22 protein-coding genes, 2 tRNA genes and 1 riboswitch are annotated in these 26,204 nt (G+C 31.8%); of the genes, 7 read left to right on the forward strand and 17 right to left on the reverse strand.

All coding sequences use genetic code 11. From position 1 onward, the window contains the following. Positions 1-38 precede the first annotated feature (38 nt). The 6 genes from queG to KPL55_RS15700 all read right to left on the reverse strand — a co-directional run bounded on the left by queG (position 39) and on the right by KPL55_RS15700 (position 4,589). Positions 39-1,031, reverse strand: coding sequence for a tRNA epoxyqueuosine(34) reductase QueG (gene queG, locus KPL55_RS15675; protein ID WP_216307687.1), 993 nt, complete (start codon positions 1,029-1,031; stop codon positions 39-41). Between the two features lie 14 nt (positions 1,032-1,045). Then, positions 1,046-1,630 (reverse strand): serine O-acetyltransferase EpsC, encoded by a 585-nt coding sequence (epsC, locus tag KPL55_RS15680; RefSeq protein WP_216307688.1) that lies wholly within the window; start codon positions 1,628-1,630, stop codon positions 1,046-1,048. 187 nt (positions 1,631-1,817) lie between these two features. Next, the gene (gene cysK / locus KPL55_RS15685) at positions 1,818-2,729 is read right to left on the reverse strand and encodes a cysteine synthase A (RefSeq protein ID WP_216307689.1); all 912 of its coding nucleotides are present in this window, start codon (positions 2,727-2,729) and stop codon (positions 1,818-1,820) included. Between the two features lie 566 nt (positions 2,730-3,295). Continuing rightward, positions 3,296-4,291: an NAD(P)/FAD-dependent oxidoreductase gene (locus tag KPL55_RS15690; protein ID WP_216307690.1), complete on the reverse strand. Its 996-nt coding sequence runs from the start codon at positions 4,289-4,291 to the stop codon at positions 3,296-3,298. Between the two features lie 108 nt (positions 4,292-4,399). Continuing rightward, positions 4,400-4,475 (reverse strand) — tRNA-Trp (locus KPL55_RS15695). Positions 4,476-4,513: 38 nt separating this feature from the next. Then, positions 4,514-4,589: transfer RNA gene (locus KPL55_RS15700), tRNA-Trp, on the reverse strand. Positions 4,590-4,787: 198 nt separating this feature from the next. Between KPL55_RS15700 and tsaE the strand changes: the two genes are divergently transcribed. The 3 genes from tsaE to rimI are packed head-to-tail and all read left to right on the forward strand — an operon-like array spanning position 4,788 to position 6,416. Beyond that, positions 4,788-5,246: a tRNA (adenosine(37)-N6)-threonylcarbamoyltransferase complex ATPase subunit type 1 TsaE gene (gene tsaE / locus KPL55_RS15705; RefSeq protein ID WP_216307691.1), complete on the forward strand. Its 459-nt coding sequence runs from the start codon at positions 4,788-4,790 to the stop codon at positions 5,244-5,246. After that, complete coding sequence (gene tsaB, locus KPL55_RS15710) at positions 5,243-5,965, forward strand: tRNA (adenosine(37)-N6)-threonylcarbamoyltransferase complex dimerization subunit type 1 TsaB (RefSeq protein WP_216307692.1); 723 nt, start codon at positions 5,243-5,245, stop codon at positions 5,963-5,965. The genes tsaE and tsaB overlap by 4 nt, the downstream gene beginning before the upstream one ends. Position 5,966: 1 nt before the next feature. Continuing rightward, complete coding sequence (gene rimI / locus KPL55_RS15715; protein WP_216307693.1) at positions 5,967-6,416, forward strand: ribosomal protein S18-alanine N-acetyltransferase; 450 nt, start codon at positions 5,967-5,969, stop codon at positions 6,414-6,416. A 109-nt stretch (positions 6,417-6,525) separates the two neighbouring features. Here rimI and KPL55_RS15720 read toward each other — a convergent pair whose 3' ends face one another. Then, positions 6,526-7,164 carry an ECF transporter S component gene (locus KPL55_RS15720; RefSeq protein WP_216307694.1) on the reverse strand — a complete coding sequence of 213 codons (639 nt, stop codon included), beginning with the start codon at positions 7,162-7,164 and terminating at the stop codon, positions 6,526-6,528. A 91-nt stretch (positions 7,165-7,255) separates the two neighbouring features. Next, positions 7,256-7,369: riboswitch (FMN riboswitch) on the reverse strand. 80 nt (positions 7,370-7,449) lie between these two features. Continuing rightward, entirely contained in the window at positions 7,450-9,612 is a 2,163-nt protein-coding gene (locus KPL55_RS15725; protein WP_216307695.1) for a Tex family protein, read from the reverse strand. A 287-nt stretch (positions 9,613-9,899) separates the two neighbouring features. Here KPL55_RS15725 and KPL55_RS15730 point away from each other — a divergent pair, with 287 nt between their 5' ends. From KPL55_RS15730 to dhaS, 3 genes are all read left to right on the forward strand, one after another. Continuing rightward, positions 9,900-11,132, forward strand: coding sequence for a M28 family metallopeptidase (locus tag KPL55_RS15730; protein ID WP_312887315.1), 1,233 nt, complete (start codon positions 9,900-9,902; stop codon positions 11,130-11,132). Between the two features lie 181 nt (positions 11,133-11,313). Continuing rightward, on the forward strand, positions 11,314-12,750 hold the full coding sequence (gene proS / locus KPL55_RS15735; RefSeq protein ID WP_216307697.1) for a proline--tRNA ligase: 1,437 nt from the start codon (positions 11,314-11,316) through the stop codon (positions 12,748-12,750). A gap of 47 nt (positions 12,751-12,797) precedes the next feature. After that, the gene (gene dhaS / locus KPL55_RS15740; RefSeq protein ID WP_216307698.1) at positions 12,798-13,391 is read left to right on the forward strand and encodes a dihydroxyacetone kinase transcriptional activator DhaS; all 594 of its coding nucleotides are present in this window, start codon (positions 12,798-12,800) and stop codon (positions 13,389-13,391) included. 47 nt (positions 13,392-13,438) lie between these two features. On the opposite strand, the gene aroD is transcribed toward dhaS, so the two are convergent. After that, positions 13,439-14,203, reverse strand: coding sequence for a type I 3-dehydroquinate dehydratase (aroD, locus tag KPL55_RS15745; protein WP_216307709.1), 765 nt, complete (start codon positions 14,201-14,203; stop codon positions 13,439-13,441). A 16-nt stretch (positions 14,204-14,219) separates the two neighbouring features. Continuing rightward, the gene (locus KPL55_RS15750; protein ID WP_216307699.1) at positions 14,220-14,996 is read right to left on the reverse strand and encodes a MerR family transcriptional regulator; all 777 of its coding nucleotides are present in this window, start codon (positions 14,994-14,996) and stop codon (positions 14,220-14,222) included. A gap of 208 nt (positions 14,997-15,204) precedes the next feature. Here KPL55_RS15750 and KPL55_RS15755 point away from each other — a divergent pair, with 208 nt between their 5' ends. After that, positions 15,205-15,381 (forward strand): hypothetical protein, encoded by a 177-nt coding sequence (locus KPL55_RS15755; RefSeq protein WP_216307700.1) that lies wholly within the window; start codon positions 15,205-15,207, stop codon positions 15,379-15,381. Positions 15,382-15,481: 100 nt separating this feature from the next. Here KPL55_RS15755 and KPL55_RS15760 read toward each other — a convergent pair whose 3' ends face one another. The 7 genes from KPL55_RS15760 to recD2 all read right to left on the reverse strand — a co-directional run bounded on the left by KPL55_RS15760 (position 15,482) and on the right by recD2 (position 25,995). Beyond that, positions 15,482-16,969, reverse strand: coding sequence for an alanine/glycine:cation symporter family protein (locus KPL55_RS15760; RefSeq protein WP_216307701.1), 1,488 nt, complete (start codon positions 16,967-16,969; stop codon positions 15,482-15,484). Between the two features lie 175 nt (positions 16,970-17,144). After that, a protein-coding gene (gene prfB, locus KPL55_RS15765; RefSeq protein ID WP_216307702.1) for a peptide chain release factor 2 occupies positions 17,145-18,249 on the reverse strand; the annotation gives its coding sequence in 2 pieces (ribosomal slippage) (positions 17,145-18,170 and positions 18,172-18,249; 1,104 coding nt in all). A 94-nt stretch (positions 18,250-18,343) separates the two neighbouring features. Further along, the gene (gene secA / locus KPL55_RS15770) at positions 18,344-20,848 is read right to left on the reverse strand and encodes a preprotein translocase subunit SecA (RefSeq protein WP_216307703.1); all 2,505 of its coding nucleotides are present in this window, start codon (positions 20,846-20,848) and stop codon (positions 18,344-18,346) included. A gap of 210 nt (positions 20,849-21,058) precedes the next feature. Then, the gene (gene hpf, locus KPL55_RS15775) at positions 21,059-21,589 is read right to left on the reverse strand and encodes a ribosome hibernation-promoting factor, HPF/YfiA family (RefSeq protein ID WP_216307704.1); all 531 of its coding nucleotides are present in this window, start codon (positions 21,587-21,589) and stop codon (positions 21,059-21,061) included. 448 nt (positions 21,590-22,037) lie between these two features. Continuing rightward, the gene (locus tag KPL55_RS15780) at positions 22,038-22,718 is read right to left on the reverse strand and encodes a ComF family protein (protein ID WP_216307705.1); all 681 of its coding nucleotides are present in this window, start codon (positions 22,716-22,718) and stop codon (positions 22,038-22,040) included. Further along, entirely contained in the window at positions 22,691-23,719 is a 1,029-nt protein-coding gene (locus tag KPL55_RS15785) for a hypothetical protein (RefSeq protein ID WP_216307706.1), read from the reverse strand. The genes KPL55_RS15780 and KPL55_RS15785 overlap by 28 nt, the downstream gene beginning before the upstream one ends. Positions 23,720-23,754: 35 nt before the next feature. Beyond that, a complete protein-coding gene (recD2, locus tag KPL55_RS15790; protein ID WP_216307707.1) occupies positions 23,755-25,995 on the reverse strand; it encodes an SF1B family DNA helicase RecD2 in 2,241 nt (746 codons plus the stop codon). Positions 25,996-26,204 lie beyond the last annotated feature (209 nt).

The following is a 26,204-nucleotide window of genomic DNA, read 5'->3' on the forward strand; positions in this document are numbered from 1 at the left end:
TTGAATTCCACCTTTCATAAAAAATAACTCTATAATTATTATAATTTGAAATACTTTAAAAGTCTATAATAATAATCTCTTATATACGGTGATGTATCCGTCTGCGTAGCTGAAATATCGTGTTTTCCCATACTAATCGTATTAATCATTGCATTTCTCTTAAGTATATTTTTACCTCTCCAGCCACATGAAGTTAATAAAAACTTTTCTTTAAATAATTTATTATCAATAGCAATAATTTCGTTCAATTTAACTCTTTCCATATGTTCATAAGGTTTAAGTTCTTCAATAGAACTTAATTCGATCTCTTTATTGAATGGACATACCTTTTGACAAGTATCACACCCAAATAATCTACCATTCAACTTTTCAAACCAATAATCATCTATATTCTTTTTCTGAGTTATGTAGGACAAGCATATATTTGAATTGTTATTTACGCCTACTTTACCGGGTAGTATAGCTTTTGTTGGACATGCATTTAAACAGACCTCACAATCACCACATTTTTGATCAATTGGAATGTCAGGCTCTATTATCATATCTGTTATAATTTCCCCTAAAAAAACATATGAACCATATTTTTGAGTTATCAATGTATTGTTTTTACCTATAAATCCAACTCCAGCAAGCTCTGCGATATACCTCTCAGGTAACGCGTTACTATCCACAATATTTATTGCTCGAAAGCCCATGTCTCTAATGAATTTACAAATCTTATCCATATAATCAGTTGTAACAATATGATAATCTCTCCCTAATGTATATTTTGAAAAACTCACATTATTACTAAAATCCAAATCATATAAATAAGGAAATGCAATAGTAATTATAGTTTTCCCTTCAGGCATATATAAAAAGGGATTTATCCTTTTATCTACATCCTTCTCTTCAAATTCATTTACAAATCCACGTTTTTTTCTTTCGCTGAAATAAGGACTTAGCTCATGATATATCCTACACTCGCTAAATCCTATAACATCTAGTCCATTTGTTTTACAAAATTCTATTATTTTTTCTTTATTACTCATATTATAATTCCCTTTTATATTACCATATCATTATATATTTTTTTAGTATTACCTGCATAGTCCTTAACTTCTATTATTGTAATTTCATTTACAAAAATCACTCTAGCAGGTATTCCTACCGCAGTTGCTCTTGGTAATACATCTTTTAGAACTACTGCATTTGCACCGATTTTACTACCTGCACCTATATTTATTGGTCCCAAAATTTTTGCACCCGCACCTACTACTACACCGCTACCTAAAGTAGGATGTCTTTTACCAGTATCTTTACCTGTACCACCTAGTGTTACCCCTTGATATAAAGTAACATTGTCTCCAATTTCTGTAGTCTCACCGATAACTACACCCGTTCCATGGTCTATAAATAATCCTTTCCCAATTTTAGCTCCTGGATGAATTTCTATTCCAGTAAAGAACCTAGCTGTTTGTGATAATGATCTAGCCATGAAAAATCTTTTATGATTGAACAAAAAATGAGCTATTCTATACAATATAACAGCATGAATGCATGGGTATAATAATATTACTTCAACCCAATTCTTAGCTGCTGGATCTTTTTCTAATATATTATCTATTTCATACTTTAACACTTTAAACATATGATAATTCCTCCTATAGAATTATAGTTTGTAAATATCCAAATGTCTATTTTTAAATATAAATTTGGATATTTAAAACTTTCACACTTGGCACCTTTAAACAAATAAAAAGTCAGTATGTTAGTATATCCTCATGTGCCTTATCTATCTATAGAATAGAAATAGATGTTTTTACCTAACTTTAAAACTAGTCATATATACCCATTGAAATATACTTTTCTCCACCATCAGGTGCAACTGTAACAACTTTTTTGCCCTTACCTAATTTTTTAGCAACTTTTATAGCTGCTGCTATATTAGCTCCTGTTGAAATTCCTACTAATATACCTTCTTCTTTAGCCATTCTCTTTGCAATATCAAAGGCCTCTTCATCAGTAACTTTTATTATTTCATCAACTACACTCGCATCATATATATCTGGTGTAAAACCTGCTCCTATTCCCTGAATTTTGTGTGGACCAGGTTCTCCCCCTGATAAAACTGGAGATTTTACAGGTTCCACAGCAACAATTCTAATTTCTTTTCTAATTTCTTTTAATCTTTTGCCTACACCGGTAATTGTTCCACCAGTCCCTACTCCTGCTACAAAAACATCTACGTCTTTTACGTCACTAATAATTTCCTCTGCAGTAGTAGCATAATGTTTTTCTGGATTTGCTACATTAACAAATTGTTGCGGTATAAAATAATTGGGTTTACCTTCTGCTATTTCTTTAGCTTTATTTATAGCACCTTTCATACCTTTTGAACCATCTGTAAGCACAAGTTGTGCTCCATATGCCTTAATTAAATTACGTCTCTCAACACTCATGCTATCAGGCATTACAATAATTACATCATATCCTTTAATTCTTCCAATCATAGCAAGAGCTATTCCCATATTTCCGCTAGTTGGCTCCACTACAGTAAACCCTTCTTTTAAAAATCCTAATTCTTCAGCTTTTTCTATCATTCCAAGAGCGGCTCTATCTTTTATGCTTCCAGCTGGATTATATTTTTCTAATTTCACAAAAATATCAGCCATATCACCGTCAACTAATTTACTTAATTTTAAAACCGGTGTTGCTCCTATCATATCTAAAACATTGTTATACATCATAATAATCTCCTCCTATTTATATTAAAAAATTTGTATTTAAAATTATCCATATTTATGCATTTATAAATTAATCTAATATATAAAATCAACACATTAATAATAGTTAATGTATCAAATTACAAGTTTTTGGGTACAAAAAAAACTCCCTCAATATTAGAGACGAAGTTTTACTTCGTGGTCCCACTCTAAGTTATAGTCACTAAATTGATTATAACGCCACTTTTTCAAGCACAACATTATGCTCTATCACTATAACGGGTGAATCCCGATGCAGCCTACCTGAATCACGTAATAAATAACAACTTGTTATTTATTTCATGTGACTAATTCGGTGCATAACTCCAAAGGGCACTTCGTATAAGTTTCCATAAGAATCTTCTCATCTTTAGATTCTCTTTCTGTAAATCCCTCTTATATTACTTTCCTTTTTCACAGTATTTTTTTATTATTTCCTAGTATTTCAGTATGAATTACTTTTACTTTATTATATTCTTATCATCAAAATATGTCAATAGTATTTTATTGGTTTAATAAAATGATTTAGGCTTTTATCTAAAAAAGAACTGTTAGACTAACCCAACAGTTCTAATGTATTGCGCTGTACTTTTGCCTATATCATAACTTTGATTTACTAGATTCTGCGAAAAACTATATCCGTGAACTACACTTCCACAGGCGAAAATTCCACCTATATTAGTTTGTGAATTTTCATCTAATTCAATTTGTCCCGTTTTCGCATCAACTACTATTTTAGCTTGTTTTGCTAATTCATTATCAGGGTATAGGTCAACTGATAAAAGTAATGCATCACATGAAATATGTTCCTCACTGTTTTTAATAACTTCATTATTATTATCTAGCTTCACCAAAGTAATACCTTCGATTCTACTTTTACCTTGAATATCAATTATCTTATGCTTTATTCTTAATGGTATATTAAAATCATTAAGTGAAACACTTAGTTTTTTATCATAAGCACTAATAAAATCTTTAGTTTCAACTATAGCTTTAACCCTCGCACCTTCAATTACTAGTCTTCTTGCAACTATTAATGCAATATCCCCAGTACCCAATATAACTACTTCTTTCCCTGGCATATAACCTTCTAAATTTATAAATTTTTGTGCACAACCAACAGTATAAATACCTGCACACCTACTACCAGGCAAATTAGAAAACCCTCTTGGTCTTTCTCTAGCCCCTGTTGCAATTATTATCGATTTAGTTTTAATTTTTAAAATTCCATCACATGTATTAACAACATTAAGTTCTTTATAATTATTCTCTTTAGAAGTATTTATATCTAGAACCGTAGTGTTTAATTTATATGATATTCCTAGTTCATTAACTTTATCCGTAAATTTCTGTACGAATTCTGGACCCGTAAACTCTTCGCCAAAAATATACTTACCAAATCCATTATGAATACACTGATTTAGTGCTCCACCCAATTGATTTTCTCTTTCTAAAATTAAAATATTGCCCTTATAGTTTTCTTTGGCTGAAATAGCAGCTGAAAGGCCTCCGACGCCTCCGCCAATTACTACTACATCGTATAACATAACACACCCTCCAGTTACAAGGAATCTTAAATTTATTTTATAGATACCTAATATTAGTTTTTATAAATCAACGTAAAAACCCGTGAAATTAATTTCACAGGTTTTATTTGGCAGGGGTAGTAGGACTCGAACCTACAACCAATGGTTTTGGAGACCACTACTCTACCAATTGAGCCATACCCCTTTATTAAGTTTTAAATTTCAAAAATATACACCGTAAAATGGCAGGGGTAGTAGGGCTCGAACCTACAACCAATGGTTTTGGAGACCACTACTCTACCAACTGAGCTATACCCCTATATTAATCACTTATTTACGATTATATGATAATTTTCAACCTAACGGTCACTTACCTAAATAGTGTACTATACAATACTTGAACTGTCAAGCAATCTTAAAACGCTATTATTTAGATAAATTTAATTATTCACCTTTGAACCGTGAGCCCTTTTCTTTTTTTATGTTTTAGGATAAAATATTTAGTGAGGTGAAACTTATGGAATGCATTGTAAACACAGTTGAAGAAACTTATAAGATAGGAGAATTATTAGGATCACTTGTTAATTCTGGAGATATAATTTGCTTGATCGGTGACTTAGGTACAGGTAAAACACATTTAACAAAAGGAATTGCAAAAGGCTTAGGCATAAAAGACCATATTACAAGTCCTACTTTTACGATTGTAAATGAATATACAGGTAGGTTAAAATTGTATCATTTTGACGTCTACAGAGTTAATGATCCTGATGAAATAGAAGCCATCGGCTTTGATGAATATATATTTAGTGATGGGGTTAGTATTATTGAATGGGCCAATTATATTAAAGAGTTGATTCCACCAAATAATTTAACTATAACCATAGAAAAATGCCCTGAAATTTCTGATAACTATCGAAAGATAAAAATGCAATATACAGATAAACGATTTGATTACATAAAGGAGATAAAACTATGAAGATTTTAAGTCTTGACTGCGCTACTCAATCAGCAACATGTGCCATCCTTGACGATAATAATATACTCGGAGAGACGACTTTTAATTTAAAAAAACAACATTCTCAAATACTTATGCCTATGATAGATGATTTATTAAAGAACACACAAATGAGCATAAGCGATATAGACGCCTTTGTAGCATCAAAAGGACCTGGTTCTTTTACAGGTCTTCGAATAGGTATGGCTACCATTAAAGGATTAAGCCAAGGCTGCAAAAAACCTTTTGTAACTTTATCTACATTGGATTCTTTAGCTTACAACTTAGCCTATACTGATGGAATTATATGTCCTATACTTGATGCTTTAAGAGACAACGTTTATACAGCTTTGTATAGTTTTGATAATTCAGACGCTTTAACTGATCCTAAACTTAACAAAATTAGTGATTATGTTAATATTTCTATTAGCGAACTAATAATTATGCTTAAAGATAAAAATTGTAGCATTACCTTTGTAGGAGATGGTGTCCCAAAATTCAAAGAAAAACTTCTTGATAATTTAACCAATATTCGTTTTGCTCCTAAGCACCTAAATTTAGCTAAAGCTTCTTCCCTTGGAGAATTAGGTCTTAAGCTCTTAACCTCAGGTATTCAAGATGATATATATGGAGCGATTCCTATTTATCTTAGAAAACCTCAAGCTGAGCGTGAGTATGAAGAAAAAATGAGGCAGAAATAAAATGATTAATGATTTTAAAATTTACCCAATGGATGCTTCGTCTATTAAATCAATTCTCAATATTAGTGAATTAAGCTTTCCTATTTCTTGGAGCTACGAATCACTTCAAAGTGAACTAGATAATAAATTTGCTAAATATGTTGTATTAAAAAGCGGTAACTCTATTATAGGTTACGGAGGTATGTGGATAATTATAGATGAAGCTCATGTTACTAATGTTGCTGTCCACCCAGACGTTCGCGGTCAAGGGGCCGGAGATATGATTGTTGAAGCTTTATTTAGAATTTGCAGAAAACATAAAGTTTGCGGAATAACCTTAGAGGTTAGGAGTTCAAATTTTATTGCTCTAAACTTGTACCAAAAATATGGTTTTCAGCAAGAAGGCCTTAGGCGTAATTATTATGAAGATAATGGAGAAGATGCAGTAATTATGTGGAATAGAAATTTATAAATAGAAAAAATCATTTAGTAATTATTTAAACTAAATAAAGATAAAGATAAAGGATGACTCTAACATATCGTAGAAGTCATCCTTTATTTATATTTTTTTCTTTTTATTTTTATTTTCTATTTGTAGCTTGTTGACTATCTTTGTATTTCTGCTCTATGTTCTCTTTATGAAGTATAGGAGAAACACTCTTATATAAAGCTAATGTCATTGCAGATATTACTACCCCTTTAAGTAAATTGAAAGGGACAATCATCCATAATATGAAAGAATTTAAATCCTTAATATTAGGATTTATTTTTGATCCCATTCCTATTACTGCAGTAATTGGGAATCCTAACACCGACTCATATAAAGGCAATATAAGAAAATAATTCAATAAGGCTGCAAAAGCTGACATACAAACTACCCCTGTTAATAATCCAACAATAGCTCCACCTTTACTTTTTCGAGCTTTATATATATATCCTGATACTAATACTAAAACTGATCCAACTAAGAAATTTGCTAATTCTCCAACAAATGCAGTTTTTGTTGCTAGTAGTCCATGTAATATATTCTTAAATAGTTCAATAAGAACTCCGGCTATCGGTCCTAATGCAAAAGCTCCTAAAAGAGCTGGCAAATCACTGATATCAATTTTTAGAAACTCTGGAAATATTGGTAACGGTAATTCAATGTACATCAAAAGAAAAGCCATTACAGATAATAGTGAAATTTTGATTAGTCTAACAAGTTTATCGTCTCTCATTTTTATATACCCCCTGATTTATTATTCTCCTAGGGATGGATATAATAAAAACCCCAACATAAAATTATGTCAGGGCGAATTTATATATATATCACATCTTCTATCATCCAGACTTTACTGTCGGCTTCGGAATCTAACCGAATCAGCCTTACGGCTCGCGGGCTTTACCGCCGGTGGGGAATTTCGCCCCGCCCTGAAGATTATTAAATTTTATTTTTATAATTTAATTATATACACCTTTTACAAAAAAAGCAACATATTATATTATTGCTTTTTCATTTTATATTATTGATTTTTCATTGTTAAAGATATTCTTTTTCTCTTCTCATCAACTTCAATTACACTAACTTCTACTATATCTCCAACGCTAACTATATCTAAAGGATGTTTTACAAATTTATCTGATAATTGGCTAATATGTACCAATCCATCTTGATGAACTCCAATATCAACAAAAGCTCCGAAATCAGAAACATTTCTAACCGTACCCATAAGTTTCATTCCTGGTTTAAGGTGTTCCATTTTAACTACTCCAGTTTTTAAAATAGGTTTTGGCAATTCCTCTCTTGGGTCTCTACCTGGCTTTTTAATTTCTTTTATAATATCTCTAAGAGTTGGAACTCCTATTTCTAATTTCTCCGCTAGTTCTGTAACATTAACCTCTTTCAACTTCTCATCCATATCCTTAAAGTTTAAAAATTTTAAATCTTCTTTTGTATAACTTAAAAAATCTAATAACTTTTTAGTAGCAGCATAACTTTCTGGATGAACTGAAGTATTATCTAAAAATTCACTAGACTCCATAACTCTTAAAAATCCTGCACACTGCTCATATGCTTTTGCTCCAAGTCTTTTAACCTTTAACAATTCTTTTCTAGTTTTGAATTTACCATTTTCTTCTCTATACACTACAATGTTTTGAGCTATAGCAGCGTTTATTCCCGATATATAAGTTAATAGTGAAGGTGTTGCAATATTAAGATCTACTCCAACAGCATTAACGCAATCCTCAACTACTCCTTTTAAAGATTCATCAAGCTTTTTAGGTGTTACATCATGTTGGTATTGTCCAACTCCAATAGCTTTTGGATCAATCTTAACAAGTTCCACTAAGGGATCTTGAAGTCTTCTTCCTATAGAAATAGCACCTCTAATTGATACATCAATGTTTGGATATTCTTTAGACGCAAGCTCTGACGCGGAATATACCGATGCCCCTGCTTCTGAAACTATTACATAATATAAATCTTTCGAGCATTCTTTTTTAAGTTCTATAATAATTTGAGCCAGTATCTCTTCAGACTCACGACTTGCAGTTCCATTTCCAAGTGACACTACATCTACATTATGTTTAATTACTAAATCTTTAATAATTGCTATAGATTTTTGAACACCATCTTTACTACCTGCAGTAGCATATACTGTTGCCATATCTAAAACCTTACCAGTATCATCAAGCACCGCTATTTTACAACCAGTTCTAAACCCAGGGTCAAATCCAAGAACTACTTTACCTTTTATAGGTGACTGCATTAAAAGAGCTTTTAAATTAGCTTTAAATATCTCTATCGCTCCTATTTCACCCTTTTCTGTTAGTTCAGATCGTATTTCTCTCTCTATTGAAGGAAATATAAGTCTTTTTACTGAATCTATTATGCTAAGCTCTATATACTTATCAGTTTCATTATTACCTTTTAAACATTTAACTCTTAAGTACTCAATGATTTGATCATTATCAGCTTTAATTTTTACAGAAAGTATTTTACTACTCTCGCCTCTATTTATAGCAAGAATTCTATGTGGTGGTATAGATTTAACCCCTTCTTTATATTCATAATACATTTCAAAAGGGGTAGTTTCATCAGAACTTCCTTTTGTTTCAACATTTCCATGATTATGTACTAATGCCCTAATCCATTTCCTATAACTCGCTTCATCTGAAATCATTTCACTAATGATATCACCAGCGCCTTGAAGTGCGTCGATATTACTTGTGACTCCCTTTTCTTCACTAATAAATTTTTGAGTTAGTTCATCTATATCACCTTTAAACTCACCATTAAAAATAGTTTCCGCAAGAGGTTTAAGTCCTTTTTCTATTGCAATGGTAGCCCTAGTTCTTTTCTTTGGTTTAAATGGTCTATATATATCCTCTATCTCTGTAAGTGTTTCACATTTGTTTACAGATTTCTCAATTTCCTCTGTTAACTTCTCTTGCTCACCGATAAGGCGTATTACATCCGATTTTCTTTCCTGTAAATTTCTAAGATATATTAATCTCTCTGTAAAATTTCTAAGTATTATATCATCAAGTCCGCCTGTTCTCTCTTTTCTATATCTAGCTATAAAAGGAACAGTATTCCCCTCATCTAATAATTCGATTACACTTTCCGCCTGATTTAAAGTTATTGCAAATTCCTTTATTAATCTACTATTTATATTTTCCATATTATTTTGGTCATTTATTTAACGCCAATTCAAATAAATAGGATAAGTATCCAGTCTATCTACTTTCACAAGCTAAATAACCAATCCTCCTCACATAATTTATATTTTTAAATTAACATATTTAATCATACCACGAATTCAATCCTCATATCTATATAAAAAATAGAATTTTATAGGAGATATGTATGAAAAAGTTAATATATTCTTTTTTCTTAACCCTTTGCCTTTTTTTATTGTTCTATAGCATGCGTTTATATTATACCCTATATAGCTTCAATCCTACAAATGTGTATAAAAATATAAAATATATCTCGTCAGACCAGTTTAAAGGTAGATTACCTGGAAGTTTAGAAAATCAAGAAATCGCTACTTATGTTAATACCGAATTTAAAAATAATGGATTAAAACCTTACATGGGAAAGGAGCTTCAAAGTTTTAAAGTAGCATATCCTAAAAAAATTAATGGTAATCCATATTTAAAGGTTATAGGCAAAAATGGAAATGAAGTTAAAATTTTTTTATATAGTAAAGATTTTAAAGAGGATATGATAAATTTTAAAACCAATAATTTAACATTTGGCAAAAGCAATATTAAAGCAATAACCCAAAACTATATTCAAATTAATACTAATGATGGCCCATTTATATTGTACGTTCCAAAAGGTAATGATTTATCATTTAGAAGTTCCTTTATTAAGACTTCCAAATATAACATGTATATCATGATCACTAAGGACACCCTAGAAGATCTTAAGTATCTATTAGGTAAAGGTAATACAGTTAAGTGTTTTATGCCCTATGAAGTATCCTCTGCCTGTATAAATAACGTTATGGGATATCTAGAAGGTAGCGATACATCCCTTTCACCAATAATCGTTTCATCGCACTTTGACCATATAGGCACAGACTTAAATGGAACTATATACAGTGGTGCTCTAGATAATGCATCAGGTATTTCATTTATGCTTGAAATGAGTAAATATTTAATTTCACTTGGTAAACCCTCTCGCAGTATTCTTTTTATAGGATTTAACGCAGAGGAATTTGGATGTTTAGGTTCTAATGAATTTATTAAGCAATATAAAGATGGTATTACTAATAGCAAAGTATTTAATTTTGACATGATTGGGACTAATAATGCTATTCCACTATGTTTGCTTGGCGGAAAAAACGATACTATTAAAACACCTTTTATAAAATCAATATCAAATGCTTTTAAAAATAAAATTGACTTTAATTATATTTTTGAAGACGCTAGTGATCATGAAGGATTTAGAAAACAAAACATCGATGCTATTACCTTTTGTGACAACGATATGTCCCGCGTGCATACCCCCAAAGACACTTATGATAATATAAGTTTATCGTCTATAAACAGATGTTACTCTGTAGTTTCTAAGGAGATTGTGAAATATACTTTTAAAAATCACTTCTTTATAATATATAATAAAGAATGTATTATACTTTCTACAATTGGAACTTTAATGTTTTCTGTTCTTTATAAAAGAAGCTCACCTTGACATATTATTATTTTTATTCTATGATTAAATTTAGAGTACCCTATTACCGTTATTTAGAATTTGAGTGGATATTTTTTTATATCAACTAGGGTGGTACAACCGATACTCGGTCCCTTTTCGGGATGCGGGTTTTTTTGTATTTACTTTTAAATATTTTATTAAACAAGGAGATATGATAATTATGGCAAAAGGAAAAAAATTTGTAGAAGCTATTACCTCAATGGACGAAGATTTCGCTAAGTGGTATACCGATATTGTAAAAAAGGCTGAACTTGCTGACTATGCAAGTGTTAAAGGTTGCATGGTAATTCGTCCTTATGGATATGCTATTTGGGAAAATATACAAAAAACTTTAGATAAAATGTTTAAAGATACAGGACATGAGAATGTATATATGCCAATGTTTATTCCTGAAAGTTTGCTTCAAAAGGAAGCAGACCATGTTAAAGGTTTTGCACCAGAAGTTGCTTGGGTAACACACGGTGGTGATGAACTCCTTGCAGAAAGACTTTGCGTGAGACCTACTTCCGAAACACTATTTTGTGATCACTATTCAAAAATAATTCAGTCTTATAATGATCTTCCTAAATTATATAATCAATGGTGCTCTGTAGTAAGATGGGAAAAAACCACAAGACCATTCCTTAGAAGTTCAGAATTCTTATGGCAAGAAGGCCATACTGCTCATGCAACGCAGGCAGAAGCAAAAGAGGAAACTCTTAAAATGCTTAATATATACGCAACTTTTTGTGAAGAAACTCTTGCCATTCCAGTTATGCGTGGAAAAAAGACAGAAAAAGAAAAATTCGCAGGAGCAAATGAAACCTACACAATTGAAAGTTTAATGCATGATGGAAAGGCACTACAATGTGGTACGTCTCATAACTTTGGAGATGGTTTTGCAAAAGCATTTAACATACAATACTCAGATAAAACTGGAAAACTTGCTTATGTTCACCAAACTTCTTGGGGAATGTCAACAAGACTTATCGGAGCAATAATTATGGTACATGGTGATGATAATGGTCTAATACTACCACCAGCAGTAGCGCCAATTCAACTTATGATCGTTCCAGTTGCGCAACACAAAGAAGGCGTAATTGAAAAAGCAACCGAGCTTAAAAATATGTTATCAAAGGTTGCTAGGGTTAAAATGGATACTAGTGATAAAATGCCTGGTTGGAAATTTAGCGAGTACGAAATGAAAGGCGTTCCACTTCGTTTAGAAGTTGGACCAAAAGATATAGAAAAAGAGCAAGTAGTACTTGTAAGACGAGATACCCGTGAAAAAATATTTGTTCCTATGTCTGAGCTAGAAACATTAGTACCACAGCTTTTAAAAGATATTCAAAAATCTTTACTTGAAAAAGCTAGAGCTGCACAAGATAGTAGAACCTTTACTGCAAAAACTGTAGAAGAACTAAAAGAAATTCTTGATAAAAATTTAGGATTCGTTCTTGCTCCATGGTGTGGAGAACTGGCTTGTGAAGAGAAGGTAAAAGAAGTAGCTGTAGCAACTTCAAGATGCATGCCTCTTGATCAAAGCGATGAAAAAGGTATTTGTTTATGTTGTGGAAAACCAGCTAAAACCAATGTTATTTGGGGAAGAGCTTATTAAAATTCATTATTAACTTTTGCTAATAATTAAATTTGTAGGTGATATTGATGTCAGAATCGTTATTAACGAAAAAAGCCCTTGCTCTATCAATTAAAAAGTTAATGGAAACAATTCCGCTATCTAAAATATCAATTCGTGAAATAACGAATACCTGCGGAATTAACAGGCAAACATTTTATTATCATTTTAAGGATAAATTTGATCTTGTAAACTGGATTTATTATACTGAGGCTATTGAAAACTTAGATGACTGTAAAAGTTATGCACACTGGACTGACGGTATGTTTAAGACATTAGTATACTTCATGGATAATAAATCCTTTTATACCAATGCTCTAAATACACCAGGTCAAAATGCATTTGATGGATATCTTTTTAAGAAAACCTATGACCTTATTATGGGAGTAGTAAATGATATTTCCACGAGTATAAACGCCTCCTTAGGAATTAAAGTATCGATCACTGATAAAAACTTTATAGCTGATTTTTATACTCATGCTTTTGTGGGAATAACTGTCCAATGGATAAAAAATAAGATGGTCGAATCTCCAAAAATATTGGTAGGTAAACTAAATGATGTGGTTGAAGGAAGCATGTTAGGTGCTTTAACAAGGTCATCTAATTATAATAATGAAAAATAATTAAACAAAAGAGGTTAAGTCAATTAGTTTTGACATAACCTCTTTCTTTATATATTATTATGAAGTAATTTAATACTTTCACGTAAATCTACTACAGAAATTTGTCCAGGTGCAGAAACCATTTTAGCCGCTCCAAAGGTTAATGCAGATCCAAATAATTCTCCTGACACTCTACTGATAACACCTTTACCAGCCATAGACATTGTAATAATAGGTCCAATAGCATACTCTTCACTCATAATGCGAGTAGCATCTAGAAGTGTAATTACATCTTTAGCACATGTGGGCATAACCGCAATTTTAGGAATATCCGCGCCTAATTCTTGAGCCCTACGTAACCTTGATATAATTTCTTCTTTATCTGGAGTCTTATGAAAATCATGATTTGATATTATAACAGCAACGCTCGCTGCATGAGCAACTTCAACTAATTCTTTTATATCTCTTTCATCATTAAATAGCTCAATATCTATAACCTCAACAAGCTTTGTACGAGCTATTGATTTATTTAATTCAAAATAAAATGATGGTGTAACTTCTTTCTGTCCACCTTCTTTAGCACTGCGGAATGTAAAAACAATAGGCCTATTAGCTAGAACCTTCCTAATTTCCTTTAACGCTTCCTTAACCTTATCTATATCAGTAACGTCATTAAAGAAATCTGCTCTCCACTCTACAACATCTAGGTCTAAATCTTTTAAAAAATTTGCTTCATCAATAAGTTCCTTGAAAGTCTCTCCTATCATAGAAACACAAATTTTAGGTAACCCTTTTCCTATTATAACATTTTTAATCTTAACTACATTCTTCATTTTATCAATCCTTTTTTTAATAATTATCTTGTTTTTCATCCCCAGTATAAACTAAAACTGCATCTCTAAGGAACATCGCCGTTCCTACCTGTTTCGCATCATAATATGCTGTAAATCTCTCATCATCCACATACATTTGAGCAAGCCCTGCATGTGCTTTTTTTGTATATGTGTCCCAATACATGCAAATCCATTGTTTGTGCAATTCTGCTGCTCTTTGCGCTAGTTCTCCTGCTGGGTTCCCAGTTTTAAACGCGTCCGAAATCACCTTCATAATTTCAGTAGCAAGTCTCTCTGCCTCATCCATTTGACTCTTAGACATACCTTTAACTTTATTATTTGACTTATCAATCTCTTCATCACCATATTTGCCTCTGATTTCAGCGCCATACTTCTTTTCATTGTCATCAACTAATTTCTGTTTGAATCCATTAAATTTTTCTATATCTGTCATGCTATTTCTCCCCTCAGCTAAGTCAATTGTTTTATCAATATTTGAAATTAATAAATCTAATTGATCTTTTTTTCTCAGAAGTTTATTGCGGTGGTCTTTCAGTGCTTTTGCCGCATCAAATAATGGATGCATTACAATATCTTTAATAGAATCAAGATTCATATCCAGTTCTCTATAAAAAAGAATTTGTTGAAGCCTATCAACCTCTACCTGGCCATATATGCGATATCCTGATGAATTAATTCTTGCCGGCTTAAGAATTCCTATTTCATCATAATATCTTAATGTCCTAGTACTAATTCCAGCAATTTGCCCTAACTTTTGCACTGTATACTCCACGTTATCCCCTCCCGATAAACATACTATACACCTTCACGTAACGTTAATGTCAAGCATATATTTTCTAAGGATAAAAATTGGAATTAACTTATACATTCTTTGTACTCCACCTCAACTTAATTACTAATTATAAGAACCATTATATCAAATATTCATATAATAATATTGATAAGTTAAATTTAAAATATTTTTTTAAGGGGATGTTATAGTGGATGAAGACACATTTTTTGGGGATACATTCAATGAACATAATGGCCTTTTTATAGAATTTATGCCAGATGAAGTCATTAAACAATTAGACGTAGATATTAGTATGGGAGATTATACTGATACACCACCTATAGTTCCTGACCTTACTTGTTCAACCTCATTAGATGATATATAAATCTTCAATATATAAATCTTCAATATAGTAATGTATAACTTAAATAAAAAATCCAGTAGAATAATAAAATTATTCTACTGGATTTATATTTTTATATTATTTATATTTTGTTATTTTCTTTTTCCTTTGCTCTTTCAGCTCTTCTCTTGTTAAATACATACCATGCATCCGCATTTTTAATTCCTAATTTTTTCGGGTCAAATATAAATGTTTCTGCAGTTCTTCCCATTTTCTTTTGTTCTTCATAGTCTTTCAAGACTTTGATACCAATGTTTCCAAGAATCAATATGGCAATAACGTTAAGCCATGCCATTGTACCAACAGCAATGTCACCAAGTGCCCAAGCAACTTCTGCAGTTTTAATAGATCCGTAGAAAGTTGAAACAAGAATTCCCACTCTTAGAATATTAATATAAATTTTACCATTTTTAACACCCTTAATTAGATAAGTAATGTTAGTTTCTGCTATATAATAATATGCCATTAGTGTTGTAAATGCAAAGAAGAATAATGCAATGGAAACAAAAGGTGCACCAAATCCTCCAAATACAGTTCCAACCGCAGCTTGTGTATATCCTGGTCCTATATCAATGTTTGGTATATTGTTTACTATAAATCCACCTGCTGGATTTATAACATTATATTTACCTGTTGATAAAATCATAAATGCAGTTGCCGAACATACAAATAATGTGTCAAAGTAAACTGCAAAAGCTTGAACTAATCCTTGTATAGCAGGGTGAGATACTTCAGCTGCTGCTGCTGACTGTGGTCCTGTTCCCTGTCCAGCCTCATTAGAATAAACTCCTCTTTTAACTCCCCATTGAATTGCATATCCTAGGATACCACCAAAAGCTTGATCGGCGCCAAAAGCACTTCTAATTATTAAAGAGAACATACTAGGAACCGCAGTTATATTTACTGCAAGTACTACTAGCGAAACTAAAATATAAGCCATTGCCATGAAAGGAACTACTATTTCAGCGATTTTTCCAAGTTTCTTTGTTCCACCAAATACTATAAAAGCAAGTAATACTGTAGTTATTGCACCAGTTATATAAGGACTAATACCAAATGCATTAGTTACACCTGCTGCAATACTGTTTGATTGAACTGAAGGTCCAAGAAAACCCCAACCGATTACAGTTGCAACTGCAAATGCAATTGCATACCATTTTACGCCCATAGCTTTTTCTATGTAATAAGCTGGGCCTCCACGATACTCACCATTAATTTCTTCTTTATATACTTGGCCAAGAGCACATTCAACGAACGAAGAACCTGCACCGAGAAATGCAATAGCCCACATCCAAAATACAGCTCCAGGTCCGCCCATTGCTATGGCAGTTGCTACACCCGCTATGTTACCTGTACCAACACGACCGGCAACAGACATTGCAAATGCTTGAAATGAAGTTACTCCCGCACTTGAGTCTCCACCACTAAATAGGTATTTTACCATTGCTTTTATATGTCGAACTTGAAGAAATCTTGTTCGAAATGAAAAATAAACTCCTGTCCCTAGACATAAATAAATAAGTGCTTTACTCCAAATAAGTGCGCTTAGACCATTGATAACGTTTTCCATATAGTCATCCTAAATTATGATGGTTTTCATTTATTTTTTTACACAAATGAATGATATCATACATTTAAAAGCGTTTCAACTCATTAAATAATCCAGTTATTTAATACTTTTCAATAATAAGAAGAGGTTGGTAATTTCATTACCAACCTCTTCTTATTAGGACTATAAAACTAAACTATTTATTAATCTGCCTTAGATAGGCCTCAATGAAAATATCAATATCTCCATCCATAACTGCACCTACGTTTCCCATTTCTGTATTAGTTCTATGATCCTTAACTAAATTATATGGATGAAATACGTATGATCTAATTTGGCTGCCCCAACCATTTTCCATGAGATTACCAGTTAAGTCTTCTATTCTATCTTTTTTTGCTCTTTCCTTTAAATCTAAAAGCTTTGCCATAAGCATCTTCATTGCAGTTTGCTTATTGCTATGCTGACTCCTCTCATTTTGACACTGAACCACAATGCCTGTAGGTATATGGGTTATCCTTATGGCTGAGTCAGTTTTATTAACATGTTGGCCCCCTGCCCCTCCTGATCTATAAGTATCTATACGCAGGTCATCAGGTTTTATATCAATATCTTGATCCTCAGTAAGTTCTGGAAGTACTTCACATGATGCAAAAGAAGTTTGCCTCTTGCCATTTGCATTAAAAGGAGAAATTCTTACTAGTCTGTGCACTCCCTTTTCAGCCATTAGATATCCGTAAGCATACTCACCAATTATTTTTAATGTAACTGATTTTATACCAGCCTCATCTGGTTGATAATCTAAGACTTCTATCTTATATCCCTTCTTCTCACACCACCTTGAATACATTCTATAAAGCATCTCTGTCCAATCCTGAGCATCACTTCCACCTGCACCAGTGTGGAGAGTTAAAATAGCATTATTTTTATCATATTTTCCTGCTAACAATATCTCTAGCCTGAATCTATCAGCATCATTGCCTAACTCTACTAGTTCGCTTTTTATTTCTGCTATAGATTCATCATCTTCCTCTTCTTGGCTTAGCTTGGTGAGCACTTCTAAATCTTCTATCTTACTAATTAATAAATTATATCTATCAATTCTATCTTTTATTCCCTTAGCTTCTTGAGTAATTTGTTGCGCTAGTTTTATATCTTCCCAGAAACTGGTCTCCTGCATCTTAAACTCAAGCTCTTTTAATTGTTTTTGCAATGATGTTATGTCAAAGAGACACCCGAATTTCTTCTACGTTAGTTTTTAATACATTTATGTCACTTAATATTTCTTCAATTAATATTATCAATATTAACACCTCTTTCATTATGTTTAAAAAGAGGCGTGCAATTAATTATTGCTCGCCCCTTTTAAAGCTTTAATTTTAAAATTATAAACTACAACTATCCTCTACCACAGCAGTTTTTATATTTCTTTCCTGAACCGCAAGCACAGTCATCATTTCTACCTTGCTTAACTTCTTTTTTAGTTGGAGCCTTTTTAATAGAATCATCATCATGATTTGTTGATGTTATTTTAGCAACCATTTCTCTCTCAGGTGCTTTTTCTATTTGCACATGGAATAAGTATTTAACAGTTTCTATTTTTATAGTTTCAATCATTTCAGCAAACATGTCGCTACCTTCCATTTGGTAAGCTTGTGATGGATCCTGTTGTTTATATGCTCTAAGACCAATACCTTGTTTTAAATGTTCCATAGCATCTATATGATCCATCCATTTGCTGTCTACTACTCTTAAAAGAATAACTCTTTCAACTTCTCTTATTTGTTCGTCCCCAAAGTCTGCTTCTTTCATATCATAAATTTTATGAGCTAAATCTAAAAGAATATTTTTAATTTCATCATTAGATGCTTTACCAAGTTCCTCTACTGAAATCATATCTTTTGGAATATATATTTCTTCGAGGTAATCAATTAATTTTCCAAGCTCTTCATCAAATGTATCCTCATCACCGCTTATATGTGAATCAACTGAAGAAAAAATAACATCTTTCATCATCTCTTCAATTTGTCCTTTTGTATTTTCTCCTTGAAGCACTTCTGTTCTTTGTCTATAAATTATTTCTCTTTGTTGATTCATTACATCATCATATTGAACAACATTTTTTCTTATATCAAAATTATTTCCTTCTACTTTCTTTTGAGCGCTTTCTATAGCTCCACTTACCATTTTACTTTCAATAGCGTCTTCATCAGTTAAACCTAATTTTCCTACAACTCCTTGAAGCCTTTCAGAACCAAATATTCTCATCAAATCATCTTCTAGTGATATGTAGAATCTTGTGCTTCCCAAATCACCTTGACGACCAGAACGTCCTCTAAGTTGATTATCAATACGCCTAGACTCATGTCTTTCTGTTCCAATTATCTTGAGTCCACCAGCCTCTGCAACTCCATCTTCAAGCTTAATATCCGTACCACGACCAGCCATGTTAGTTGCTATAGTAACCATTCCAATAGAACCTGCATGAGATACTATGTCTGCTTCTCTTTCATGGTATTTAGCATTAAGTACTTGATGAGGAATTCCTTTTTTCTTAAGCATCTCAGATAATAATTCTGATTTTTCTATACTAACAGTACCTACAAGAACGGGCTGCCTTGCATTATAAGTTTCAACTATTTCATCTATTATAGCATTATATTTCCCCTTGACAGTTTTAAAAACCAAATCTGCATTGTCTAGTCTTATTAGAGGCATATTAGTAGGTATTACTATTACATCCAGACCATATATTTCTCTAAATTCATTTTCTTCTGTAAGCGCAGTACCTGTCATACCTGCAAGTTTGCTATACATTCTAAAATAGTTCTGGAAAGTTATTGTAGCTAGAGTTTTTGACTCTTTTTCAATTTTTACTCCCTCTTTTGCTTCAATAGCTTGATGGAGCCCGTCACTGTATCTTCTACCTTCCATAAGTCTTCCAGTAAACTCATCTACAATAATAACTTCTCCGTCTTTTTCCATATAATCTTTATCTTTTCTCATAATATAATTTGCTTTTAAAGCTTGAACAACATGGTGTTGGACACCCATATTTTCTGCATCAGCATAATTTTCTATGTGAAAGAACTTTTCTGATTTGTCAATTCCTGCATCAGATAATATAACAGCACTTGCTTTTTCATCTATAGAGTAATCTTCTTCTTTTACTAAAGTTTTTACAAAATAGTCTGCAACTTTATAAAAATCTGTAGATTTCTCTCCTTCGCCAGATATAATTAAAGGAGTTCTAGCCTCATCTATTAATATAGAATCAACCTCATCGACAATTACAAAGTTTAGTTTTCTTTGAACCCTTTCTTCCTTATATACAACCATGTTATCTCTTAAATAATCAAAACCAAATTCATTATTTGTTCCGTATGTTATATCTGAATTATAGGCCGCTTGCCTTTGCGTTTGGTCTAAGTCATGGATAATAACTCCTACGGAAACTCCTAAAAATTCATGTATTCTTCCCATTTCATCTCTATCTCGTTTTGCAAGATAATCATTAACAGTAATTATGTGAACACCTTTTCCTGTTAGTGAATTTAAATATGATGGAAGAGTTGCTACAAGAGTTTTTCCTTCACCTGTTTTCATCTCTGTTATTCTACCTTGGTGAAGTACAATTCCACCGATTAGTTGCACTCTAAAATGCTTCATGTTAAGAACTCTCCATGAAGCCTCCCTAACCACTGCAAATGCTTCAGGCAATATATCTTCCAAGGTACTTCCATCGTTTAACCTTGTTTTAAATTCTTCTGTTTTAGCTCTAAGTTCTTCATCACTTAGACTAGTCATCTCTGAGTCTAATGCTTCTATTGCATCTACCGTTGATATTATTCTTTTTATTTCTCTATCACTATAACTACCAAAAAATTTATCAAATAGTTTCATATTTTTTCATCCTCACAATTCATTTAAGTACTTTCAAATTATATACTTTTAAATTATACCACTTAATTTATTGCCGTTCAACATATATGACCTTATAAATTTTGTAAAAAAAATACTAATATTTTCATATTAACATATTCAACAGAATTAAAAAAGTTAAAAAAGGATTAAAGTAAATATATCTACTTTAATCCTTTAAATTAATAAAGTTTAAAACTCCGGTTCTATCAAACCATAATCCCCATCTTTTCTTTTATATACTACATTTACTTCTGAACTATCATCCCTCATATATACGAAGAAACTATGACCAACTAATTCCATTTGAAGTACAGCTTCCTCTGCAGACATTGGTTTAATAGCAAATTTCTTTGTTTTAACTATCGCAGGTTCTGTATCTTCCTCAACATTATTAAGTTGTTGTGTCCCCTTAAATTTAAGAGAAGTCACATGATTTCTTTTTTCTAATTTTGTTTTATGTTTTCTAAGTTGTCTTTCTAATTTATCAGCCACAATATCTATAGCTATATACATATCTTCATTTTGCTCTTCCGCTCTTAAAATCACTCCATTAAAAGGAATAGTAATTTCTATAGTATGTCTATTCTTTTGAACCCCCAAAGTTGCTTGAGCCTCTACATCCGGATTAAAATACTTATCTAATTTAGATACTTTTTTTTCAATAATATTTTTCAAGGCTTCTGTTATCTCTATGTTCTTACCAATTACGTTAACTTTCATACTTACAGCCCCTCCCTAATATTCACATACCTCTTTAATGTCTAAGCATGTTATATGTTTGATAATATTATTCTATTACTTTTATTACTAAATAGCAACCATTAAAATCAGAATTTATATAATATTAACTCAATTCATACATAAGGCTTAACTATTTCCCTATTTTCTATAGTCAAAAAATAATAAATGACAGTCATTTCTGACTGTCACTTTCGCACTATAAGTACTTTAGTAAGTTAGTTGACCTGGTCTTTGACCCCACACTCGCCTGCTGGAGCTTTTGCTACCCAGAATTACCTTCTCACTACTAACACTCTCGCTCGTTAAAACGGCAGGACTAACCTCTAAGCCGCACCATGCTCACTAAACTTTGTTTAACTTACGTGGATCGTTTCGCCTGCGACTGGCATCGACTTTCAACCACAAACCTAACTTACTACAATAAGTATTATACATTACTTTTGGCTATAGTCAATACGTAAATATTATTTGCTCCCTTTTCTTTTAAGTTATGTGCGCAGTGAAAAGCTGTAGCTCCAGTTGTTATCACATCATCAATAAGCAAAATGTCTTTATTTTTTATATTTTCGCTTTTTTCAATATTAAAACAATTATTGGTATTATTCCAACGTTCTTCGCCACTTAGTCCTATTTGATCCTTAGTATCTATAGTTTTAATTAAGTTACATATAACTTTAATATTTAAAAACCGTGATAAATAGTTTGCTAAAAACTCACTTTGATTATAACCTCTGCTTTTCAATGCTTTTTTAGTCATAGGTACATAGGATATTAAATCAAATTTCAATTCACTTTCCTTCACAAGTTCCAGCATGTATTTAGCCAATATTTCACCGCATATAAAATCACTTTTATATTTAAGCTTAATAATTAACTCTTTTACAATACTCGAATAATAAAATACAGACATAGAAAGATATTTTTCATCACCGCGGTCAATATAAAAGCTTTCGCAGCATCTTCTTAGCTTTCCCTTGCATACAGTACATAACGCTTCACTTTCCTCACTATATCCATTGCAGATTACGCATAACTCGTCTCCTGAATATATAAGTCCAGCTAAACAATAAAATATATTTTTTATATATTCAATAATCCTCTTTCCCATGCCTTCTCATTAAATTTTCTAGCTATGCTTTTAGCTTCATCCATTTCATCAGTTTCCGCATTAGCTAAGAATATGGCCTCCCCCCTGTCTTCACTTTCGTATCTTCCAACCTTACTTGATAAACACAATAACTGCTTGTGATTAAATTTAACATCATCAGCAAAATAAACTATGACATCAATGGAATGGAATTCTACTGAACTTTCTTTAAAATCATTAGTTACCATTATTCCTTTTTCTCTACTCATAAATTTCAACTTAATATAATCATCACTTTTACCCGCGATAAATAAATATATATTTTCACTTAGCCTTTCTTTTAGGAGGCTTAAGTACTCAAATACCGCTGTAGCTTTTTCTGCATCTGGTGTAAATATAACTACCTTTCTATTAGATATAATTGACCAATTTAGATATTCATAAACCACTAAAGGTATATCCATGCTAAGATTTATTCTTGTGGTTATGATTCTAGGTTCTATAATTGGTGTGTTAGTATCTTTAAGCGGAAATATAATTGTGTTTCCCAGGCTAAAAACATCCTCAACGCAGTAGGCTATAGCTATCCCTTCAGCTTTGCACATCTTTAACAGTATTTTTTTTATTTGTTCTTTGTTGTATTGAGGGAAACTACTAATATCATTATAAATAACTAAATCAAATTCTCCCTGCAATCTTAATGCATCATTATGATTACATATATATATGTAATCTTTTCTGCTTCCATAATCTATAACATCTGAGTATACATATCCGCTCATGTTACTGAATTCATTTATAAAGTACCTAATATCAGTGCGTTGTTCTTTTTCATTAGTTATATACAAAATACTCTTATTTTTATTTGCAAAAGAAATTATGGTTTCTAATAGTATATCAGAGGAATTGTAAAATACTGATACTACATCAATTCTTCGTTTATCATTTAAAGTCAATCTTAAAATTTCTTTACTAACTTTATCTTTTCCCTTACTAAGGTTTAATTTTGCGTTGTAATACATGTAAAATCCCCTTTACAGTTAAAGATTTTTATAAATTAATTAATATAGGTTTCATCAAGGCTCATATTTGCATCTACTATTTGTCTTATTCTCCAGCCAAGTGCCGAATATCTTTCAAAACTTCTATTGTTATCTTTCATAAAACTAATAGCTTTTACCCCTCCCACTAAAACAACCATGTTTTTTGCTCTAGTTATTCCTGTATAGAGCAAATTTCTGTTCATTAATAATGGAGGCCCCATAAACATAGGCATGATTACAACTTCAAACTCACTACCTTGACTTTTATGTATTGTAATAGCATATGCCAGCATTAGTTCATCCAAATTTACACCCTCATATTCAACCCGTTTATCATCGTCGAAAATTACTATAACATTTTCGTTATCCTCGTTAATATCTTCAACATACCCTACGTCGCCATTAAAAATCCCAGTACCATCTTCACCCTTTGCACTTATCTTATGCCACTTAATCGAATAGTTGTTTTTAATTTGCATAACTTTATCGCCGGTTCTAAATATAGTGTTCCTATATTCCTTTTCCTTTTTATGTTTAGACTTCGGGTTCAGTGTCTCCTGAAGCTTTTCATTTAAATTTTCTATACCTAATATACCTTTTCGCATAGGAGATAATATTTGAATATTCTTCATTTTATCCCACTCTTTATTAAATTTAGGAAGTCTTGTATTAATTAAAGAGATAATACTATCGACTATTTTTTCAGGTTCATTATTTTCTATAAAATAAAAATCTTTTCCCTTTTCATTTAAAATTGGCATCTCGCCATTATTAATTTTATGTGCGTTAACAATAATCATGCTTTCCCTTGCTTGCCTAAAAATCTCATTAAGTTTAACTACTTTAACGCATTTACTATCAATGATGTCCCTTAGTACATTCCCAGGCCCTACAGATGGCAACTGGTCAACATCACCTACTATTATAAGTCTTGTTCCTATGCTAATAGCTTTCAACAAATTATTCATAAGCATTATATCTATCATAGAAGCCTCATCAACAATTAGAACATCACAATCCAGTGGTGATTCCTCCGATTTAAAAAACTCTGACCCATCGTCTCCACCTACTCCAAGTTCTAGCAACCTATGTATGGTCTTCGCCTGGCGTCCAGTAGCTTCTGTCATCCTTTTAGCCGCACGTCCAGTAGGAGCTGCCATATATACCTTCATTCCCGCTTCTTCAAACACCTCTGTAATACAGTTAATTATAGTAGTTTTACCAGTACCAGGACCTCCAGTTATTACTTCTATACTATTTTCAACAGCTCCACAAATAGCAGCCTTTTGTGACATGGCAAATTCTATATTTTTTTCCGCCTCAAAACTTTTTATTTTTTCTTCTATATCTAATTCTACTTCATCATACTCAGCTACAGATAAAGTTATAATTTTTTTAGTTATGCTTAGTTCACAATAATAGAAAGGCATTGTGAAAACACATTTTTCTTCATCAATATCTTCAACTTTTAACTTTCCTTGAAACACATTATCATAAATATTCTTCTCCACTTCTTCATCTGTAACTCCAAGAATATTTTTAGCTTCCTTTTGTAATTTCCCCAGTGGCATATAAGTATTTCCAATAGAACAAAATTCATTAACAACATAATTAATTCCACTTTGTATCCTAAATGGTGATTCTTTGTCAATTCCTAAACTCCTTGCTATCTTATCAGCAATTTTAAATCCTACTCCGGATATTGTTTCCGTTAAAACGTAAGGATTATCTTTTACAACCTTTATGGATTCGCTTCCATATTGTTTATAAATCTTAACACATTGGTTGGGCGTGACCCCATAAGTTTGAAGAAATATCATTATATTTTTAACTTCACGTTGCTTAGAATAAGATTCAAAAATTAATTGTATCTTTTTTTGTCCTACCCCGTCAATTTCTTTTAGTCTTTCAATTTCATTATCTAATATATTCATAGTATCTTCGCCAAAGCGCTCTACAATTTTTTTAGCAGTTACTGGGCCAATCCCTTGAATAACTCCCGAAGCTAGATATTTTTCTATGCCAATAAGAGAACTAGGTATTATTTCCTCGCAGTAATTTATCCTAAATTGTTTTCCAAACTGAGGATGAGTAACCCAATCACCCGTTAATTTCAAATTCTGCCCCTCACTTATATATGGCACAATTCCTACCACAGTTATTAGCTTTTTATTATCAAACAAATGAGCAATTATATACCCATTGTCTTCATTATGAAATACTACATCATCAACTATTCCTTGTACTTCTGGCATAAAATCTCCCCTACTTACAAATTTATATAATAATATCGATACTAATATTATTATTGCTATTATATCATATGTATTTTACATCTTTCACCTTTAGTATACCCCTCGTATAATGTAGTTGTAAGCATTGATAATAAATCAGTAATAATAACTACGAATCTTATCACTCATATCTTAACTAATGTTCGCAACTCATAAATTAATTTTAATTA

It is taken from the genome of Clostridium lacusfryxellense (assembly GCF_018861735.1).
In the GTDB taxonomy this organism is placed as follows: Bacteria; Bacillota; Clostridia; order Clostridiales; family Clostridiaceae; genus Clostridium_AD; species Clostridium_AD lacusfryxellense.

What these genes read in the sequence shown, in the direction of transcription:
- KPL55_RS15785 (WP_216307706.1), bottom strand. Translation starts at nt 23,719, where the DNA reads ATGTATTACAACGCAAAATTAAACCTTAGTAAGGGAAAAGATAAAGTT.
- KPL55_RS15725 (WP_216307695.1), bottom strand. Translation starts at nt 9,612, where the DNA reads ATGGAAAATATAAATAGTAGATTAATAAAGGAATTTGCAATAACTTTA.
- rimI (WP_216307693.1), top strand. Translation starts at nt 5,967, where the DNA reads ATGATTAATGATTTTAAAATTTACCCAATGGATGCTTCGTCTATTAAA.
- cysK (WP_216307689.1), bottom strand. Translation starts at nt 2,729, where the DNA reads ATGATGTATAACAATGTTTTAGATATGATAGGAGCAACACCGGTTTTA.
- proS (WP_216307697.1), top strand. Translation starts at nt 11,314, where the DNA reads ATGGCAAAAGGAAAAAAATTTGTAGAAGCTATTACCTCAATGGACGAA.
- KPL55_RS15720 (WP_216307694.1), bottom strand. Translation starts at nt 7,164, where the DNA reads ATGAGAGACGATAAACTTGTTAGACTAATCAAAATTTCACTATTATCT.
- KPL55_RS15690 (WP_216307690.1), bottom strand. Translation starts at nt 4,291, where the DNA reads ATGTTATACGATGTAGTAGTAATTGGCGGAGGCGTCGGAGGCCTTTCA.
- dhaS (WP_216307698.1), top strand. Translation starts at nt 12,798, where the DNA reads ATGTCAGAATCGTTATTAACGAAAAAAGCCCTTGCTCTATCAATTAAA.
- KPL55_RS15780 (WP_216307705.1), bottom strand. Translation starts at nt 22,718, where the DNA reads ATGGGAAAGAGGATTATTGAATATATAAAAAATATATTTTATTGTTTA.
- KPL55_RS15760 (WP_216307701.1), bottom strand. Translation starts at nt 16,969, where the DNA reads ATGGAAAACGTTATCAATGGTCTAAGCGCACTTATTTGGAGTAAAGCA.
- hpf (WP_216307704.1), bottom strand. Translation starts at nt 21,589, where the DNA reads ATGAAAGTTAACGTAATTGGTAAGAACATAGAGATAACAGAAGCCTTG.
- tsaB (WP_216307692.1), top strand. Translation starts at nt 5,243, where the DNA reads ATGAAGATTTTAAGTCTTGACTGCGCTACTCAATCAGCAACATGTGCC.
- tsaE (WP_216307691.1), top strand. Translation starts at nt 4,788, where the DNA reads ATGGAATGCATTGTAAACACAGTTGAAGAAACTTATAAGATAGGAGAA.
- secA (WP_216307703.1), bottom strand. Translation starts at nt 20,848, where the DNA reads ATGAAACTATTTGATAAATTTTTTGGTAGTTATAGTGATAGAGAAATA.
- recD2 (WP_216307707.1), bottom strand. Translation starts at nt 25,995, where the DNA reads ATGCCAGAAGTACAAGGAATAGTTGATGATGTAGTATTTCATAATGAA.
- queG (WP_216307687.1), bottom strand. Translation starts at nt 1,031, where the DNA reads ATGAGTAATAAAGAAAAAATAATAGAATTTTGTAAAACAAATGGACTA.
- aroD (WP_216307709.1), bottom strand. Translation starts at nt 14,203, where the DNA reads ATGAAGAATGTAGTTAAGATTAAAAATGTTATAATAGGAAAAGGGTTA.
- epsC (WP_216307688.1), bottom strand. Translation starts at nt 1,630, where the DNA reads ATGTTTAAAGTGTTAAAGTATGAAATAGATAATATATTAGAAAAAGAT.